18 protein-coding genes, 1 other RNA gene and 1 riboswitch are annotated in these 18202 nt (G+C 62.1%); of the genes, 5 read left to right on the forward strand and 14 right to left on the reverse strand.

Annotation, left to right across the window (positions count from 1 at the left end; genetic code table 11):
- From CCX87_RS11565 to CCX87_RS11575, 3 genes are read right to left on the reverse strand one after another with little or no spacing between them, the layout of a single operon-like run.
- Nucleotides 1–1044, reverse strand: a complete 1044-nt coding sequence (locus tag CCX87_RS11565) for an ABC transporter substrate-binding protein (protein ID WP_335622357.1) — start codon at nucleotides 1042–1044, stop codon at nucleotides 1–3.
- On the reverse strand, nucleotides 1044–1661 hold the full coding sequence (locus CCX87_RS11570) for a bifunctional adenosylcobinamide kinase/adenosylcobinamide-phosphate guanylyltransferase (RefSeq protein ID WP_087746478.1): 618 nt from the start codon (nucleotides 1659–1661) through the stop codon (nucleotides 1044–1046). Before CCX87_RS11570 ends, CCX87_RS11565 begins: the two co-directional genes overlap by 1 nt.
- Nucleotides 1662–1663: 2 nt before the next feature.
- A complete protein-coding gene (locus tag CCX87_RS11575; protein ID WP_087746480.1) occupies nucleotides 1664–3610 on the reverse strand; it encodes a TonB-dependent receptor in 1947 nt (648 codons plus the stop codon).
- A gap of 82 nt (nucleotides 3611–3692) precedes the next feature.
- Nucleotides 3693–3929: riboswitch (cobalamin riboswitch) on the reverse strand.
- A 36-nt stretch (nucleotides 3930–3965) separates the two neighbouring features.
- On the opposite strand from CCX87_RS11575, the gene CCX87_RS11580 reads away from it, so the two are divergent.
- The 4 genes from CCX87_RS11580 to CCX87_RS11590 all read left to right on the forward strand — a co-directional run bounded on the left by CCX87_RS11580 (nucleotide 3966) and on the right by CCX87_RS11590 (nucleotide 5697).
- The gene (locus CCX87_RS11580) at nucleotides 3966–4187 is read left to right on the forward strand and encodes a DUF904 domain-containing protein (RefSeq protein ID WP_087746481.1); all 222 of its coding nucleotides are present in this window, start codon (nucleotides 3966–3968) and stop codon (nucleotides 4185–4187) included.
- Complete coding sequence (locus CCX87_RS11585) at nucleotides 4184–4543, forward strand: cell division protein ZapA (RefSeq protein WP_086912035.1); 360 nt, start codon at nucleotides 4184–4186, stop codon at nucleotides 4541–4543. The genes CCX87_RS11580 and CCX87_RS11585 overlap by 4 nt, the downstream gene beginning before the upstream one ends.
- Nucleotides 4544–4625: 82 nt before the next feature.
- A non-coding RNA gene (ssrS, locus tag CCX87_RS21660) (6S RNA) lies at nucleotides 4626–4805 on the forward strand.
- Nucleotides 4806–4881: 76 nt separating this feature from the next.
- Nucleotides 4882–5697 (forward strand): sulfite exporter TauE/SafE family protein, encoded by an 816-nt coding sequence (locus CCX87_RS11590; protein ID WP_086914024.1) that lies wholly within the window; start codon nucleotides 4882–4884, stop codon nucleotides 5695–5697.
- 78 nt (nucleotides 5698–5775) lie between these two features.
- On the opposite strand, the gene CCX87_RS11595 is transcribed toward CCX87_RS11590, so the two are convergent.
- The 4 genes from CCX87_RS11595 to hemN form a co-directional block, all read right to left on the reverse strand.
- Nucleotides 5776–8217 carry a sensor domain-containing protein gene (locus CCX87_RS11595; RefSeq protein ID WP_087746483.1) on the reverse strand — a complete coding sequence of 814 codons (2442 nt, stop codon included), beginning with the start codon at nucleotides 8215–8217 and terminating at the stop codon, nucleotides 5776–5778.
- Nucleotides 8214–9494 (reverse strand): HD-GYP domain-containing protein, encoded by a 1281-nt coding sequence (locus CCX87_RS11600; RefSeq protein ID WP_087746485.1) that lies wholly within the window; start codon nucleotides 9492–9494, stop codon nucleotides 8214–8216. Before CCX87_RS11600 ends, CCX87_RS11595 begins: the two co-directional genes overlap by 4 nt.
- Before the next feature lie 187 nt (nucleotides 9495–9681).
- Complete coding sequence (locus CCX87_RS11605; RefSeq protein WP_086912032.1) at nucleotides 9682–10419, reverse strand: sulfite exporter TauE/SafE family protein; 738 nt, start codon at nucleotides 10417–10419, stop codon at nucleotides 9682–9684.
- A 30-nt stretch (nucleotides 10420–10449) separates the two neighbouring features.
- Complete coding sequence (hemN, locus tag CCX87_RS11610) at nucleotides 10450–11832, reverse strand: oxygen-independent coproporphyrinogen III oxidase (RefSeq protein ID WP_087746487.1); 1383 nt, start codon at nucleotides 11830–11832, stop codon at nucleotides 10450–10452.
- Nucleotides 11833–12021: 189 nt separating this feature from the next.
- Between hemN and fnr the strand changes: the two genes are divergently transcribed.
- The gene (gene fnr / locus CCX87_RS11615) at nucleotides 12022–12744 is read left to right on the forward strand and encodes a fumarate/nitrate reduction transcriptional regulator Fnr (RefSeq protein WP_086912030.1); all 723 of its coding nucleotides are present in this window, start codon (nucleotides 12022–12024) and stop codon (nucleotides 12742–12744) included.
- Between the two features lie 23 nt (nucleotides 12745–12767).
- On the opposite strand, the gene CCX87_RS11620 is transcribed toward fnr, so the two are convergent.
- The 7 genes from CCX87_RS11620 to ccoN all read right to left on the reverse strand — a co-directional run bounded on the left by CCX87_RS11620 (nucleotide 12768) and on the right by ccoN (nucleotide 18160).
- A complete protein-coding gene (locus CCX87_RS11620; RefSeq protein WP_087746489.1) occupies nucleotides 12768–13061 on the reverse strand; it encodes a hypothetical protein in 294 nt (97 codons plus the stop codon).
- 59 nt (nucleotides 13062–13120) lie between these two features.
- The gene (locus tag CCX87_RS11625; protein WP_087746491.1) at nucleotides 13121–13393 is read right to left on the reverse strand and encodes a FixH family protein; all 273 of its coding nucleotides are present in this window, start codon (nucleotides 13391–13393) and stop codon (nucleotides 13121–13123) included.
- A 75-nt stretch (nucleotides 13394–13468) separates the two neighbouring features.
- Nucleotides 13469–14914, reverse strand: a complete 1446-nt coding sequence (gene ccoG / locus CCX87_RS11630; protein WP_087746493.1) for a cytochrome c oxidase accessory protein CcoG — start codon at nucleotides 14912–14914, stop codon at nucleotides 13469–13471.
- A gap of 66 nt (nucleotides 14915–14980) precedes the next feature.
- Nucleotides 14981–15895 carry a cytochrome-c oxidase, cbb3-type subunit III gene (ccoP, locus tag CCX87_RS11635; RefSeq protein WP_087746494.1) on the reverse strand — a complete coding sequence of 305 codons (915 nt, stop codon included), beginning with the start codon at nucleotides 15893–15895 and terminating at the stop codon, nucleotides 14981–14983.
- A 24-nt stretch (nucleotides 15896–15919) separates the two neighbouring features.
- Entirely contained in the window at nucleotides 15920–16057 is a 138-nt protein-coding gene (locus tag CCX87_RS11640) for a cbb3-type cytochrome oxidase subunit 3 (protein ID WP_087748304.1), read from the reverse strand.
- A 12-nt stretch (nucleotides 16058–16069) separates the two neighbouring features.
- A complete protein-coding gene (gene ccoO, locus CCX87_RS11645) occupies nucleotides 16070–16702 on the reverse strand; it encodes a cytochrome-c oxidase, cbb3-type subunit II (protein ID WP_087746496.1) in 633 nt (210 codons plus the stop codon).
- 18 nt (nucleotides 16703–16720) lie between these two features.
- Nucleotides 16721–18160 (reverse strand): cytochrome-c oxidase, cbb3-type subunit I, encoded by a 1440-nt coding sequence (gene ccoN, locus CCX87_RS11650; RefSeq protein WP_087746498.1) that lies wholly within the window; start codon nucleotides 18158–18160, stop codon nucleotides 16721–16723.
- Between the last annotated feature and the right edge of the window lie 42 nt (nucleotides 18161–18202).

The raw sequence follows: 18202 nt of genomic DNA on the forward strand, positions 1-18202 counted from the left end.
TCAGTTGACCGCGACGCTGGCACGGCTGTCAGCCGACGCTACTGGCGCGGCCCAACCCAGTGCACCCGTGGAACTGGCTTTGCCAGGCCACTGGGTGCGTCCCCCTCCCGCAGGAGAGGGGGAAGGCGCCGCAGGCGACTCAGGGGGAGCTTTCTCCACCAGGCAGCGCGCCATGATGCGCGCGGCCTCGGCCATGCGCGGGCCGGGGCGCACCACCACGTCGGAATCGCCGGGGCCGAACACGCACAGCCGGTTTTGCGCAATGGCGCGCATGGTGGCCCAGCCGGGGTACGGCACCATGGCCTGCATGCTGCGGTTGCCGATCATGATGATGTCGGGGTTGGCGCGCACCACGAACTCGGGGTTCAGCCGCGGAAAAGGCCCGAGCGACGCGGGCACCACGTTGCGCACGCCCAGCCGCGCCAGGGATTCGCCGATGAACGACGCTTCGCCCGCGGCATAGGGCCCGCGGCTCACCTCAAAGTACACGCGCGCATTTCTGGCCTTGGGTGGCAGCGACTGCGCCGCCGCCAGCACGCCCGCATCGATCACGCGCCAGAGGCGGTCGGAGCCTTGGGCGCGGGGCACGCCGAGCAGGTCGCTGACGGTGCCGAGCACGCGGCGCACATCGGCATGCGTCTTGGGCTCCAGCGCCACGACGGTGAGCCCCAGCGCCTCCAGCCGGTCGCTGGCGCGCGAGCTGACGGACATGAGCACCAGGTCAGGCTTGAGCGCCACGACAGCCTCGATGCTCGGGTCCAGCCCGCCGCCCACATTGGGCAGCTTGCCCACCACGGCCTCGGGCCAGTTGGAATAACGGTCCACCCCGACGAGGCGATGGCATTGCTCCAGCGCGCATACGCTTTCGGTCAGCGAGGGCAGCAGGCTCACGATGCGCTGCGGCGGACGGGGCAGATTGACAACGCGGCCCCGGTCGTCGGTGATCTGCACCGCTTGTGCTCGCGCCAGCCCGGCCATGAGCAGGCCCAGCGCGACAAGAATGGCGATCACCCACAGGATGCGGCGAACGGGGGTGGGTTTCATCAGGCAGAGTCTTTCAAAGTGAGGGGCAGACCCGCCGCCATCAGCGTGACGCGCGGGCACACCTGGGCCACTTGCTGGTTCAGCATGCCGAGGGCATCCACAAAGGCGCGCACCTCGCGCCCCAGCGGGATGACGCCCAGGCCAATTTCGTTGCCCACCAGAACCACAGGCCCGGGGGATTGCCGAAGCGCTTCCAAAAACATAGCTGCTTGCGCTTGCCAGTCAAGCGCCAGGGCCTGTTTTTGTTCAAATTCCATGGTTTCTACACCCAGCGGCATCGCCCAGTGCGTGAGCCACAGCGTCAGGCAGTCCACCACCACCAGGGTCTGCGGCGTGCTGTGCCGCTTGATGGCAGCGGCCACGTCGTGCGGCTCCTCCACCGTTTGCAGGTCCGGCACACGTTCGGCGCGGTCGCGCTGGTGGCGCGCGATGCGCTCGCGCATCTCGTCGTCCCAGGCCTGGCCCGTGGCGATGAGCACGGCGCGGTGGTCCGGCGATTGCGCGAGCCAGTCGCGCGCCAGCAGCTCGGCGCGACGCGATTTGCCGCTTTTCTGGCCGCCGAGGATGAACTCGCTACGGGCGACGCCCGGGTCCGCTCTGGCGCTGCCCGTGTTCATCGTCAGAACGTGTAGCGCAGCGCCGCCGTGACCGCGCGACCGGCTTCGGGGTAAATGGACGTGGTGATCCCGCCCACGCAACCAAAAGCCTGGGTGTAGAACTTACGGTCAGACAGGTTGCTCACCCCCAGCGAGAGTTCGGTGTTGCGCCATTGGTAGGCATAGCGCACATCCGCCGTCGTGTAGCCAGGCATACGACACTGGTTGGCAAAATCCGGCCGCTGCGAAGACACCAGGTTGATACCGCCTGTCAGGCGCTGCGATGGCGAAACCTGCCAACCGGCGCGCAGCGAAAGCGTGCGGTTGGGTGACAACGGCACCTGGCGACCGGCGTACGGCCCCGAGCGGAAGGTGGAACGGCGCAGCGCGGCGTTGGCAGTCAGGTCCACCGTGCGGCTCACGGCATGGCTGGCGTTGATCTCGATACCCTGGCGGCGGGTCGGGTCAAAGTTGATGTTGGAGCCAAAGGGGCCGAAGGGACCGATGCCATTGGGGTCGTAGCCGATTTCGTTGTCGATCGCACTGCGGTACAGGCGGGCATCGACCTTGGTGCCCGCTGCCACCCAACGCGCGCCCAGTTCGGTGTCGCGCGAGGTCTGTGGCCGCAGCGCCACTGCGGGGTTGGTGAAACCAAACTCGTCCACATTGGCCAGGCGAAAACTGCGGCCCAGCCGGGCATATACCGTCCAGGCAGCGCCCAGCGGCTGGCTCACGCCCAGCTCCCAGGCGTTCTGGCGGTCGTCCACGCCGTTCGTCGTATTGACCGAGGTCTTTTCGATGCGCTCGGTGCGCAGGCCCGCACTCAAACGGGTGCGGCTGCCCGGCAGCGTCAGGTCGTCCTTCAGATAGAAGGCGCGCGAAGTCGCCTTGGACACCGAGCCGAAAGCGCCCTGCACGTCGCGCGTCCAGCGGCCATGGTCGGTGCCGACAACGAACACGTTGTCGAAGCCCGCCAGACGGGTGGCATGGCGGACGCGCAGCGCGGCGTTGTCGGCCTCGATGTCGTAGTCATAAGGGCCGAAGGCGCTGATGGAACGCAACTGCTTCTCGCGGTGGCCGACATCGGCCGCCAGCTGCCAATCGCCCAGAGTGGCGGCTGCAAACACGGTGGTGCGCTGGTTGTCGATGCTGGCGTGGTCGCCCGGCGTGGTGGTCTGGCGCGGGTTGGCTGCATACTCGGCCGCGGTCAGCGAGCCCGGCAGGCCCGTATCGAGCCTATCTTCAGCGTAGCGCACGCCCGCGCGCAACCAATCGTTGGCCCACTGGCCAGTAACAGACACCCCATCCAGGTCCGACTGGAAGTTATCGCGGTGGTTGTCGGCCTTGCGCTTGACACCGGACATGTCCACCGAAAACCCGCCGCCCGCCACCGTGGCATTAGCGCGGCCTTCACGCAGACCATTGCGGCCCGCACCCGCATAGACCGAGGCGCTGTTTTTGCGCTCCTTGCCTGCACCGGCCTTGGTGGTGATGATGATGGCGCCCGCCGTGGCGCCCTCGCCGTAGAGCACTGCGCCGCTGCCGCGCAGCACTTCGATGCGCTCCACACTCTCGATCGGGATGCCGGCCAGGCGCGTACCGCCCTGGTCGGCTTCATTGATCTTGATGCCATCGACAATCACTGCCTGGTTGCTATCGGCCGTGGCGCCGAATCCACGCAAGTCCAGCGCATAGTCGCCGCCGCCATACAAATCCTGGCGCCCTACCACGCCCAACAAACGCATCAGGGCCTCGTTCACGGTGCTCACGCCGGCGGCGCGGATCTCTGGGGCCGTGATCACACTCACACCCAGCGGCAGGCTGGCAGCCTGTTCGGGAAAGCGTGTCGCGGTGATCACCGTTTCCGGCAGCATGCCGGCATTCATCTGGGCCAGGGCTGCCAGCGGAAATGCGCCAGCAACGGCGAGGGGCAGCGCAGCCAGGCGCGCGTACGAGATATGTTTATTCATGAAAATCGAAAAGCAAGCAAACTACCCGAGCCGGCTTCCCCGCCAGCATGTGGGAGACAAGGCTTCGCTGCCTCAAAGGGCGCGCGAAACCACCGTGTTGGCCGGTATCCGGGCTGACGGAACGCCCTCCAATGCCTTCCCAGGCGCTTGTTCAAGGCGCCCAGTGGCTTGTGAATGGAGAGGGAATCGGATGATTCGTCCGCTGACCGTTGCGGGGGCAGCGCAGGCTGGGCGCACCATGTTTGGTGAAACCTCCCTGCTTCCCGTTGAACTGCGGTATGTGAACCACACCGCGAGCACCAACGGCGTGATTTTAAGGGCATTCCGGGTGCGCCCCTCTACAATCGCGGGCTGTATGGACGCTCCCTCCACCACCGACCAGATCGCCGAGCGCGTTGAGCGGCTGCTCTTGCGCCACGCTGAACTCCAACGCACCAACGCCCTGCTGGCAAGCCAGGTGGCGGACCTCACACAGGAGCGCGACTCCCTCAAATCGCGCCTGAGCGCCGCCCGCGCCCGGGTTGACGCATTGCTGGAACGCCTGCCGCCAGCCCCACCTCCCAAGGACGCCGAATGAAGCAAATCGAGGTGCAGATCCTGCAGCAAAGCTATCTGCTGTCCTGCCCCGAAGGGCACGAGTCGCGATTGCTGGAAGCGGTGGAGCGTGTGGACACCGCCATGACGCGCATCCGCGATGCCGGCAAGGTGCGGTCGCGCGAACGCATTGCGGTGCTGGCAGCACTGAACCTTGCGTTTGACATCGCCGACCGCGAAGCCACTGATCTGGCGGCTGCGCCCGCCCCTCAAGCCACGCAAACCCAGACCAGCGGGCCGGCCAGCCTGCCGCTTGACGCCAGCACGGATTCCCAGCGGCTGCAGTCGCTCGTGCAGCGACTGGATGAGGCCCTGGGCGATGACGGACGACTGCTCTGAGGCAAGCCCCTGCGGCGCATCGTCGGTTGCCATCTTTACATCGCGCAGTGCCTGCAGTTCGCGCGGCCAACGCCTACAATAGTGGCGTCTGCGGTGCTGCCGGGCTTTATATTTCCTTGAACCAATGCTCACTGAGCACGGGCTTGGTACATCGCCCGGTGAGCGTGATCATCTCGCGTCAGATGAACCCAACGCCAGGCTGCCCTCGCCCACCTGAACCCCCGGTTCAGGATGCCGGTCCGGTGGCACTTGCAGACACCCTCTTTTCTTTCCCGTCGGCGCACAAACATGCTGCGCAGATGCGGCGCGTTCAGGCTCCCTCCAAGATTTTTTTCATGATGCTCGACCCCCTTCTGATTGTTGAACTCGGAGTCCTCGGTCTGGGCACCGGCTTTCTGGCGGGGCTGCTCGGCATTGGCGGCGGTATGCTGCTGGTGCCTTTTTTGACCTACATCCTGGGTCTCCAGCACGTGGCCCCCGGTCTTGCCGTCAAGATGGCCATCGCCACTTCCATGGCGACCATCATGTTCACCTCGGTTTCCAGCGTGCGCGCACACCACCAGCGGGGTGCCGTGCGCTGGGACATCGTGCGTCGGCTGGCGCCCGGCATCGTGCTGGGCGGGCTGGTGGCGAGCCTGGGCGTTTTCGCGCTGCTCAAGGGCGCATTTCTGGCGATCTTCTTTGGGCTTTTCGTGAGCTTCTCGGCCTTTCAGATGTTTCTGGACAAGAAGCCCGCGCCGTCCCGGCAGATGCCGGGAACCGGAGGGCAACTGGTGGCGGGCGGGCTGATTGGTTTCCTGTCCGGCCTGGTGGGCGCGGGCGGGGGATTTGTCAGTGTGCCCTTCATGACGTGGTGCAACGTGGCCATACACAATGCTGTTGCCACCAGTGCGGCACTGGGCTTTCCCATTGCCCTGGCGAATGTGGTGGGTTACGCGGTGGGCGGTCAATCCGTGACGGACCTGCCCCCTGCCTCGCTGGGCTATATCTGGTTGCCGGCTCTGGCAGTGATTGCCACCTGCAGCGTGCTGACTGCGCCCTTGGGTGCCCGGGCTGCGCACCAACTGCCGGTCAAACAGCTCAAACGCGTTTTTGCCAGCCTGCTTCTCATGCTGGCAGCCTACATGCTCTGGAAAGGCTTGTCGGCCTTCTGAACCAGCTCCCAGCGATGCGTGGGCGGCCGCATCATGCGGCGGTCCTATCCATGCACCGGCCGGGAACATGGTCGCGATTTAAATGGTCGGCGTCGCTGGCGCAAACTGCGCCAGTCCGTGGGTGGATTTGCCCAGCAACTGGCGGAACTCGGCCGCGGGCAGGCCAGGTGAGCACAGGAACCCCTGAAAATGCTCACACTGCATCTGCTGCAACACGGCACGCTGGGTGGTGGTTTCCACCCCCTCTGCCACCACTTCGATACGCATCGCATGCCCCATGCTGATGATGGCACTGACAATGGCGCGGTCGCCGTCGTCCTCGGGCAGGCCCCGCACAAATGACTGGTCGATCTTGAGCTTGTGGATGGGCAGCTTCTTCAGGTAGGCCAGACTGGAGTAGCCCGTACCAAAGTCATCAATCGCCAGTCCCACACCAAGCCCCGCAAGGGCACCCAATCGCAGCTCCATTTCCTGCGCGTCCTGCAGCAGGATGGTTTCGGTCAGCTCCAGTTCCAGCAAGGTAGGAGGCAACTGGTGCACAGCCAGCAGACGGGTCACGCGTTCAACAAAATCAGTCTGGCGAAACTCCAGGGCAGACACATTGACGGACACCACAATGGGCATGCCCTCGTGCATCCATTGGGCGGCCTCGCGCACGGCCTGCTCCATGACCCACGCCCCCAGCGTCACGATATAGCCCGACTCCTCGGCCAAGGGCACAAACTGCGCGGGCGACACTGCACCAAACTCGGGATCCGTCCAGCGGATGAGCGCTTCCGCCCCAACGATCCTGCCGGTAAGGAGATTCACCTGGGGCTGGTAATGCACGTCCAGGCGCTGCTCGCCCAGCGCCTGGCGCATGGCGTGCTCGAGCTTCATGCGAGACAACAAGTTGGCGTTCATCTGCGGCTGGTAGAAGCCATAGCTGCCACGCCCCCGATCCTTGACACGGTACATGGCCGTGTCAGCCTGCTTGATGAGGTCGTCGAGAGTGGCCCCATCTTGCGGATACAACGCCATGCCGATGCTGCACTGGATGGAGAAGCCCATGCCATCGAGCAAATAGGGGCTGAGCATATCGTCCAGTATCCGGCGCGCCACGCTTTCCGCCACAACGGCGTCGGCCCCATGCACGTAAATCACAAACTCATCGCCACCGAGACGGCACAGCATGTCCGTCTGCCGCAGGCAAGCCTGCAGACGCTCGGCGACCAACTGCAATACCCGATCCCCAAACGGATGACCGAGAGAGTCATTGATGATCTTGAACCTGTCCAGGTCCAGGAATAGGATGGCAAAACCTGTGTCGCTGGCACGAGCCCCCTGGATTGCGGTATCCACCCGCTGAGACAGCAGCAGCCGGTTGGGCAGACCGGTCAGAACATCGCTGTAGGCGAGCTCTTCAATGCGTTTTTGGGCCGCATGCTGCAGCGTGAGGTCTCGCATGAAGCCAATGCTTTGTACCAGTCGGCCTTCGTCATCGCGCAGTGCCACCCATGAGAGATGCACGGCGCAGTAGGCGCCATTGTCGCGAGGCAGCCAGAGCTCACCCTCCCAGAAGCCATCGCTATTCCAGCTCGCCAACACCTGCTCCATGAACGAGGCGTCGGCCCCACTGCCAAACAGGGACGTTGCCATACACCCCACAAAAGTGGCTGCACAGGGGCCCACCAATCGCTCGCAACCGGGGTTCATGCGCATCAGATGGTGCCGGCTGTCTGCAATGAAAATCGCATCCAGACTGGAATCGAAAACCCGTGCAGCCAGGCGCAAGCTGGCCTGCACTTCAGCCTGGCGGGTGATATCCCTGAACGAATACACACGCCCCACGGGGCGGCCATGGTGAAGTTGGGGCACAACGCGACGCTCCACCGTCATGCCACCGTGCAAGTGGAGGATGTCGGCGCTCTCCACCAGCGGCTCACGTTCAATGGCAATCAGGCGTTCCAGGTAGTCTTGGCGATCCACCACCCGGGAGGCCATATGGTCGTGCACCGCAGTGTCGTTGCGCTGCACCAGGAGGTCGCGGGGAATGCTCCAGATTTGCGCCAACTGCTGGTTGAAGGCGCGCACACGCCCGTCAAGACCGCACACCAGCATGCCGTCCGCCGCGGAGTCGAGGGTGGCGCGCAATTCTGAAAGCAGGGTCTCCAACTCCCGCTCTGTGGCCTCCTGGGCACTGCGATCGAGCATTGTCAGCATGAGAACCGCACGACCATTGCCTTGGTCCACACAGCAGACACGCCGATCGACCGGCACCAGCAGACCATCTGGCCGCAACACGCTCGTATGCGAGCGGATGCCCTGCGAAAGGGTGGCAATGGGCTCGGCCCAGAATGCGTGATCCTGGGGCGTTGCCGCCAGGCATGTCACCGGCTTGCCCACCATGTCACTTGCGGACCTGCCTGCCAGTTGCTCAGCCGCCCTGTTCGCCTGCAGGATGCGTAAGCTCTTGCCATCCACAAGCCACACCGCCTCCACCAGGCCGTCCAGCCAAGACTGCGGTGGGAACTGGCTCACGCTTGCGCCTCGTCAGTACCCGGGTCCACCGCGCGCTCAAAAAAATAGCAGATTCGCTTACGGGGCGAAAGATAGTCGAGGGCATCGCGAGGCAACTGGGCAGGTTTCAGGCTGCGTCGTATACCCAGTTCAGGCATCGCCTCCAGGTCCAGCACCGGGGCCTCATCCTTGGGAACCCGGGAATCGTGAACGATCACTTTGGGCCGTAGCGGTCTGGACGAGTTGACAGACACCACGATGGCGTAGCGGTCGTTGACAAGCTGGACCACCGATCCCGGAGGATACACACCCATCATCCGGATGAAGGCGCCCAGCACCACCGGATCAAAGCGGGATTTGAGCTGGGCAAACATCACCGACAGGGCTTCGTGGGGCGTCAAGGCATCCACACCTGCCGCGGGGTTGCACATCCGGTCGTAGTGGTTAACCAAGGCTAATATCTGGCCCGAACGTTGCATATCCTCGCCCACGAGATGCAGGGGAAATCCGCTACCGTCTGCCATTTCATGGTGCTGCGCAATCGCTGTCAGGACCGCATCAGACAAGCCCATCAATTGCGCGAAGGCGACTGACTGCCCTACGTGGGACTCATAACGCTGCCGCTCGGCCGGCATGAAGCCGGTGGTAGGCACCTTGAGCTTGCCCAGATCGTGCAGCAGCGCAGCGACACCGAGTTCGTGCAGGTCCAGGCTTTTCATGCCCAGTGCCTTGCCCAGCAAGAGGCTGATGACCATCACGTTCACAGGATGCAGTGCGCTGCTCTCGCCCACGCCTTCTGACAGGAGACGGATCACGGAGTCGCCGTTCTCCAGCAATTCCCTCAGGCAATCCGACACCACCGCCTCGCACTGGGTGCGAGCCAAGCCGGGTTGAACAGCAACCGTACGCTCCACCGCCTGGTATTGCCGCGTGGCGCTCCCGAAGCGCTGGTTGCACGCGGCCAGCACCCGGTTCTGAAACTGCAGGTGGGCACGGTTCTGTGCCGCAACGGAATCCACGCCAGCGGAAATGTGCGCCACGGCGTCTGCGACCGAATCCGCGTCAAGGGTGTCGGGCGCGTTGCCGGGGAGCGCATCCAGCGCATACACTTCCGGATCGCTTTTCTGGGGGAAGTAACGAACCTCTGTGAGGCCCAGCTCCCTGATCGTGGCAATCTGGTCTGTAGACGCGATGCGAAAGCGGCTCACCGGGAACGGATGACGCATCCAGCCCAAATCGAGCTGAACGTACATGCCGACACGAAGCTGGCTGGTATCAATGAAGAGGGAGGAATTCACGACATAAGAGGCGAAACATGGTGATATGAATTCCACCAATGGTTACAGCAATTATCACCATTTCGCCATCCATCCCGCAACTCGCAGCCAAAAAGCTGCACTGTCGGGCAACACTGCGCCACAAAACAGACGAAAGAACCTGCGACTGCTGCCCAGCGCTACTCCGCTCATGCCTGGAAACTATCGACTACCGGCACCAGAGCGAGGGTTTGTAGACCAGGTCCATCCACAACGCCCAGCCTGCAACCCCCACCAGCAATGCGCCCGCCAGACGCGTTCCCCAACTCGCCCGCACGGCATTGAGGTGTGAACGCAACTTGCCCCATACCCAGGGGCCGCCCACCAGCCACAGGCCACTGCCCACACCAAACAGCGCCATGGTGGCAGCGCCCTGCAGCGCGCCCCCGCTGAGCGCTGCAACCAGTAACGCAGAGTAAAGCAATCCGCAGGGCATAAGCGCCCAAAGCACCCCCGCCACCATCAGCCCGCCCGGTGCACGGACAAGGGGTTGCACGCGGCGCCAGGCTGTGCGTCCGGCCTGCTCCACCCAAGCAGGCTGGCGCGCCTGCACCATCATCATCAGGCCCCATGCCATGACCGCAACATGCATCAGGGTCCATACCGGACTTAGGGCCATGGTTTGCTGCGTCAGCCAAGCCAGGCTGTCCATGGCCAGCGCCGCCAAGGCACCCGCCCCCGCATAACCCGACAGGCGCCCGAGGTGGAACGCTAGCAAGCGGTGCGGCAGCGCGCCCCGGGGATGCCACTGCACCGGCCGAGCGGTGAGGTCCCCGGCATCACTGGTGATCGAACACGTCGCCCCTGGACCCACAAGCGCACCACAAGGTGCAGAGCACATGGCCAAGCAATGGGGCCCTCCGGCGAGCCCCATGATCAAGGCCGTTACGGCGAGTGGCGCAAGCATGAAACCTGATACTCCGTTGGATTGGTCACCCTAGATGATGCGCGAAAACCTCGCCCGATTGCGGTCAGCCTGCAAATAGCGGTCAAACACCATCGCGATGCCGCGCACAAAAAACCAGCCCATGGGCGTCACCTTGACGCCCTCGGAATCCAGCACGACAAGGCCTTGCTCGGCCATGGTCTCCAGTTGCTCCAGCTCCGGCGCGAAATACGTCCGAAAATCAATGAGCCACGCCTGCTCCATGGGCTCGAACTGCACTTCGCCCTGGCACATGAGCGCCATGATGACCGCCCTGCGCACCAGGTCGTCGCGGTTCAGTGCCAATCCTCGCACCACCGGCAAACGTCCCTGGTCCAGATGGTCGTAATACTCCTCCAGCGACTTGGCGTTCTGACTATAGGTGGCCCCCACCCTGCCGATCGCTGACACACCCAGGGCAATGAGATCGCAGTCGGGCTGTGTGCTGTAACCCTGAAAGTTGCGGTGCAATCGCCCCTGCCGCTTGGCAACAGCCAGGGCGTCGGTAGGCAGGGCAAAGTGGTCCATGCCCACGTACACATAACCTGCGTCCATGAAGGCATCGAGCGAGCGCGACAGCATGGTCACCTTGGCGGATGCGGCGGGGAGCTCCGTCGAAATGATGCGTCTCTGGGGCTTGAAGCGGTCGGGCAGATGGGCATAGGCATACAGGGCGATCCGGTCGGGGCGCAATTGCGCCACCTGCGCCAACGTGCGGTCGAACGACTCGGGCGTCTGGCGCGGCAGTCCGTAGATCAGATCCACATTCACCGACTCAAAGCCCAAAGCGCGAGATGCCTCCACCAGCGCAAACACCTGCTCTGCCGGCTGGATGCGGTGCACCGCCTTCTGAACCTCGGCATCGAAATCCTGCACGCCGAAGCTCAGCCGGTTAAATCCCAGCTCCGCCAGCACCGCCAGGCGCTCCGCGGTGACAGTGCGGGGATCGACCTCGATGGAATACTCACCACCCGGCGCGAACGTGAAGCTGCGCCGCAACGTTGCCATGAGTTGCCGCAGTCCGTCATCCGAGAGAAAAGTGGGCGTGCCGCCACCCAGGTGCAGCTGACTGACCACCTGCCCGGTGCCGCAGTGGGCTGTGTGCAGATCGATCTCGCGGCTGAGGTAGCGCAAATACACATCGGCACGGTCATGGTGCTTGGTGATGATCTTGTTGCATGCGCAGTAGTAACACAGCGATTCGCAAAACGGAATGTGGACGTACAGGGACAGTGGCAGTGCCATGGCCGTGGTACCCACCCGGCGCTGCGAGAGCGCCAGCACGTAGTCTTCGTGCCCAAACGCCTCCACAAACCGGTCCGCGGTGGGATAGGAGGTATAACGAGGCCCTGGCACGTCAAAACGGCGCAGAAGTTCTGGTGAAACAGCGGTCATGGGAAAATATCCTTGCGTGCACCAGTACTGTGCCGTACCCTTCAATCGACGTCCTTGACCTTAATCAAGAGCACGAAGGGACGCAGCGGTGACAATTTGATTCATATCAGCCACCGGGTCGCAGCGCGGGACAATTGCGTCCCAACAGACATCAGCCAACTATCCCGGCCCAACCAGGTTCCAGTGTCCATGAATCCGCAAACCATCAAAGTCGCCTGCTCCAACTGCAACCTGCGAGAGCTGTGCATGCCCGTGGGTTTGAACGACCAGCAGTTGCAACGCATTGATGACATCGTGGCTGTGCGACGAAAAATCAAGCGTGGCGGCACCCTCTTTCGCAATGGAGAGTCATTCACCTCTCTTTATGCCATTCGCACCGGTTTTTTCAAGACCTGCGTCGCCACTGAAGACGGGCGTGACCAGGTCACGGGTTTTCAGATGGCCGGTGAAATCATCGGGCTCGACGGCATCGTCAACGATCACCACACCTGCGATGCCATCGCCCTCGAAGACGCCGAAGTGTGCGTCATGCCCTTCGATCGCATCGAAGAACTGTCGCGTGAAGTCAATGCCCTGCAACACCATGTTCACAAGATCATGAGCCGCGAAATCGTTCGCGAGCACGGTGTAATGCTTTTGCTCGGCAGCATGCGCGCGGAAGAACGCCTCGCTGCGTTCCTTCTCAATCTGGTGCAACGCCTGCACGCCCGTGGGTTCTCGCAATCCGAGCTGGTATTGCGGATGACGCGGGAAGAAATTGGCAGTTACCTGGGACTCAAACTGGAAACCGTGAGCCGCACGTTCTCGAAATTTGTGGAGGACGGCACCGTGGAAGTCAAACAGCGCCATGTCCGCATTCTGGATACCGAGGCCCTCAGGCGCATCGTCAACAATCAGCAGGCCTGCCACTGATCGTCATACAGAAATGTGCCCCCTTACGGGCACGATGAAACCTTGTGGCAATCGTCCGGCCGTGCCTCTGGGGGCACCGGGCAGCGGTTGAGTTCAAAGGATGACATGGACAGCAGTGTCGTCAGCGCACTGGCAAGCATGGTAACAATCCAGAAGACAAAGAACGCAAGGGTATAAACGCCCTGGCGCGACAGCGTCAATGGCTGGCCAAACCAATGCAGATCCTGCGGATCCACCATGGCAAAAACCAGCATTTCCAGAATGCCCGCCACCAGAAAGGCAGGCCATGCAATCCACATCAAGCGTTGTTTCCACATCGTCTTGTCTCCTAAGATTTTTCTGAAGTGATGTGCATCCACCAGGCTGGCATTGAATCTCAGCGAGGTTGGTCCCCGGCAGGTGTCGCCGCGTGGTTGCGGGCCTTGAGTGCCGGGGCCAGGCTTTTTTCAGGCTGCGCCAGCGTCTGGTTGATCTCCATTCCCTTGCGGTAATAGTCTTCCTCAACGACAGGGTCCGGCCGACTGACGGCGAGCCACAACGTGACGAATCCGGCAATCACCACAATGACCGGCCCGGCAATCACCAGCCAGACATGACCAAACTTCCACCAAGGCTGCGGTTCAGAAGCAACAACGGGGCTGGATGACATAAAACCTCCTCAGCTTGTCAGCAATACAGATCACAAGACACCACGGAACCTGCAGTGACCTGCAGTGACCTGCATTTAACGCGGCACCAGGAAAATGGATTTTTCGGTCACTTTGCCACCGCCTTCCAGTGCCGAAATATCGAAATGAATCGCATGGGAACCAGGAGCCGCCGATCCATAAGGAATCTGGAGTCGCACGGCCACCCAGCGGGATTCTGCGGCGCCAATGTCGACCTCCTGCTCAGAGGCCACTTCAAGGCCCTCCAGCCCGTTCGCTGAAATGCGATAGCGCTGCGCGGCCTCGGTGGCATTCATGATTTGCAGCCGATAGACATTTTCCAGCTTACCCCCGGCAACAATGCGGGACAAGGCGGCACGGTCACGCACGATATCCACTTTCAGGGGGGTGCGCGTTGTCAAGCTGGCCAGCATGCCCACGCACAAGGCCACCAGAACCGCGGTGTAAATGAGCACGCGGGGGCGCAAGACATGCCGCAGGATTTGCGATTGGCTCCAGCGATTGAGCACACCATTCTGGGTCGAATACCGTATCAACCCCTTGGGGTAGTTCATCTTGTCCATGACGGTGTTGCACGCATCCACGCACAGGCCGCAGCCGATGCACTCATATTGCAAACCCTTGCGGATGTCGATGCCCACCGGACATACCTGCACACACAGCGTGCAGTCGATGCAGTCGCCCAGGCCCTTGGCCTTGTAATCCACCGTCTTGACCCGGGGACCACGCGGCTCGCCTCGGGCTTCATCGTAGGTCACGATCAGCGTATCGCGATCGAACATTGCGCTCTGGAACCGCGCATAGGGGCACATGTATTTGCACACCTGCTCCCGCAGAAAGCCCGCGTTGCCATAGGTGGCCAAGCCATAGAAAACCACCCAGAAAATCTGCCAGCCGCCGGAAAAAGCCAGCAACTCGGGACCCAGTTCCCGGATCGGCACGAAGTAACCCACAAAGGTGAATCCCGTCCAAACGGACACTGTCACCCACACGGTTTGCTTCAGGAACTTCTTGCGGATCTTCTCGAAAGTCCAGGGACTCGCATCCAGTCGCAGACGCGCACTGCGATCACCCTCGATCTTGTGCTCTATCCACATGAACATCTCGGTGTAGACCGTTTGTGGACACGCAAATCCGCACCACAAGCGACCGGCCACCGCCGTGAACAGAAACAGCGAGAGCGCCGAAATGATCAGCAACCCCGTCAGGTAAATGAAATCCTGCGGGTAAAGGACCAGTCCAAAAATATAGAACCGGCGGGCCCCCAGATCAAACAGCACCATCTGGCGCTGGCCCCACTCAAGCCACGGCAACCCATAAAAAACAAGCTGCGTGAGAAACACCATGACCCAGCGCCAGCGCGCAAAGTACCCGCTGATCGATCGCGGGTAAATCTTCTTTTGCGCCTCGTAGAGGGAAACGAATTCACCCTCTGCCGATGGCTCGGGTGTAGCCGCCGCGATGGGGATGACCTTGCGCAGTGGCCTGTCAGGTGATGTCATGGTGCGGGCCGTAAGAGCAGAAAAAACATATCGGGCGGCCCCACCAAGGTCGGGGCCGCCCTGATTTCAGCGGGCTGCTACGGGCTTGTTGGACAAGCCCCATACGTACGATGCGAGCACGCCGATCTGCGCATCGGTCAGCTTGTCGGCTTGCGCTGGCATCTGGTTGACCTTGCCGCTATTGATCATGGCTGCAATGGCAGCTTCGCCCCAGCCGTGCAACCAGATGTCGTCCGTGAGGTTGGGGGCGCCCAAGGCCTGATTGCCCTTGCCGTCCATGCCATGGCAGGCGGCGCATGAGACGAACTTGGACTTGCCCAGCGATGCCCGCAAAGAATCATGCGGACTGCCCGACAGACTCAGCACGTAATGCGACAGATTGCGCACATCTTCCGGCGAACCCACTGCGGCAGCCATGGGAGGCATGTTGCCGATCCGCCCCTTCTCCAGGGTCTCGCGGATTTTCTCGGGCGTGCCGCCATGCAGCCAGTCGTTGTCGGCCAGGTTGGGGAAACCCTTGCTGCCGCGCGCATCCGAACCGTGGCACTGGGCGCAGTTGTTCATGAACAGGCGCTCGCCAATGGCATGGGCCTGGGGGTCCACCGCCACATCTTCCGGCTTCATCGAAGCAAAGCGTGCATACAGGGGCTCGATTTCCGTCTTGGCCTTGGCCATTTCGGCCTCGTATTCACCGAGTTGCGTCCAGTTCAGCTTGCCCGTGAAGGTGCCAAGGCCGGGGTAGGCAGCCAGATAACCCAGGCCGAAGACGATGGTGATGACAAACAGCCACACCCACCAGCGTGGCAGAGGGTTGTTCATTTCGACCAGATCCTCGTCCCAGACGTGGCCTGTGGTGTTGTCGGCCGTGGCCTTCACTTTCTTGCGGCCCGCCATCCAAAGCAGGATGCCGCAGGCGATGATGCCGACCAGGGTCAGCGTGGTCACAAAGACCGACCAGAAATTGCTGGTGAAGTCACTCATGGGGTGTTCTCGTTCTGGTGAAGGTCAATCTTGCTCGAAGGGCAGGCGGGCTGCCTCATCAAACCGGGACTTGTTGCGGCCCCTGTAGGCCCAGAGCCAGATGCCAATAAAGCAGGCCATCGATGCCAAGGTGGCGACGATGCGCATGGTCGTGATGTCCATGGCCAATCTCCTTTATTTGAGCGCGCGGCCCATGACTTGAAGGTACGCAACCAGGGCATCCATTTCGGTCTTGCCCTTGACGTCGGCGGCAGACGCTGCGATCTGCTCGTCGGTATAGGGCACGCCCACGGTCCGCAAGGCCTTCATGCGCGGAGCCACATCGGCCGGATCAATGGCGTTCTTCTCCAGCCATGGATACGCGGGCATGTTGGACTCGGGCACCACGTCACGCGGATTGTTCAGGTGGATGCGATGCCATTCATCGCTGTACTTGCCACCCACGCGATGCAGATCAGGGCCCGTGCGCTTGCTGCCCCACTGGAAGGGGTGGTCATAGACAAACTCGCCAGCCACCGAGTAGTGGCCATAGCGCAGGGTTTCGGCGCGGAACGGACGGATCATCTGCGAGTGGCAGTTGTAGCAACCCTCGCGGATATAGATGTCGCGGCCCACCAATTGCATGGAGCTATAGGGCTCCACGCCCTTGACCGCCTCGGTCGTAGATTTCTGGAAGAACAGGGGCACGATTTCCACCAGGCCGCCAATGGCGATCACCAGCAAAATCAGCACGATCATCAGAAAGTTGTTGGTTTCCACCTTCTCGTGGGTGAAGCCGCCAGAAGCATTTTGGTTGTTGTCAGACATGAATAGGCTCCTTGGGGCTCAGGCGTGGGCAGCGTTCACGGCGGGAATCGCCACCTTGACCGAACGCCCCGAAATAGCGGTGGCCCACACATTCCAGGCCATGACGATCATGCCGCCCAGATACAGCAGACCACCGGCCACACGGATCACATAGAACGGATAAGTGGCCTTGACGCTTTCCACGAAGGTATAGGTCAAGGTGCCGTCCGCATTGATGGCTCGCCACATCAGGCCCTGCATCACGCCGGCAATCCACATGGCGGCGATGTACAGCACGATGCCGATGGTGGCCATCCAGAAGTGCAGCTCAATGGCCTTGATGGAATGCATCTTTTCCCGGCCAAACAGGCGGGGAACCAGGTAGTAGAGCGAACCCATGGTGATCAGGCCCACCCAGCCCAGGGCGCCGGAGTGCACATGGCCCACCGTCCAGTCGGTGTAGTGGCTCAGGGCATTGACGGTCTTGATGGACATCATCGGGCCTTCGAACGTGGACATGCCGTAGAACGACAGCGACACGATCAGGAAGCGCAGGATGGGGTCGTCACGCAGCTTGTGCCATGCGCCCGACAAGGTCATGATCCCGTTGATCATGCCGCCCCAGCTGGGGGCCAGCAGGATGAGCGAGAACACCATGCCCACCGATTGCGTCCAGTCGGGCAGCGCGGTGTAGTGCAGGTGGTGTGGGCCGGCCCACATGTAGGTGAAGATCAGTGCCCAGAAGTGGACGATGGACAGGCGGTAGCTGTACACCGGACGGCCCGCCTGCTTGGGAATGAAGTAATACATCATGCCCAGGAAGCCCGTGGTGAGGAAAAAGCCCACGGCATTGTGGCCGTACCACCATTGCACCATGGCATCCTGAACACCCGCGTAGGCCGAATAGCTCTTCATGAAGCCGGCCGGAATGGCTGCGCTGTTGACGATGTGCAGCAAGGCCACCGCCAGGATGAAGGCCCCGAAGAACCAGTTGGCCACATAGATGTGCTTGACCTTGCGCGTGCCCACGGTGCCAAAAAACACGATGGCATAGGACACCCAGGTGACGGCAATCAGGATGTCAATCGGCCATTCCAGCTCGGCGTATTCCTTGCCCTGGGTGTAGCCCAGGGGCAGGCTGATGGCCGCCGCCACGATGACCAGTTGCCAGGCCCAGAACGTGAACGCGGCCAGCGAGGGCGCGAACAGGCGCGTCTGGCAGGTGCGCTGCACCACGTAGTAGCTGGTGGCAAACAGCCCGCAACCACCGAACGCAAAGATCACCGCGTTGGTGTGCAGCGGGCGCAAGCGCCCGTAGCTCAGCCAGGGAATGCCGAAATTGAGCTCTGGCCAAGCCAGCTGGGCGGCGATGATGACGCCCACCAGCATGCCAACCACCCCCCACACCACGGCCATGATAGAAAACTGTCGCACCACCGTATCGCTGTAGTGCACAGCCATTGTTTTTGGAGAATCCATCGGGCACCTCGTTTGATTACTGGAATAGTTTTGTCCAAGCAG

This window comes from Acidovorax sp. T1 (genome assembly GCF_002176815.1).
Classification (GTDB): domain Bacteria; phylum Pseudomonadota; class Gammaproteobacteria; order Burkholderiales; family Burkholderiaceae_C; genus Acidovorax.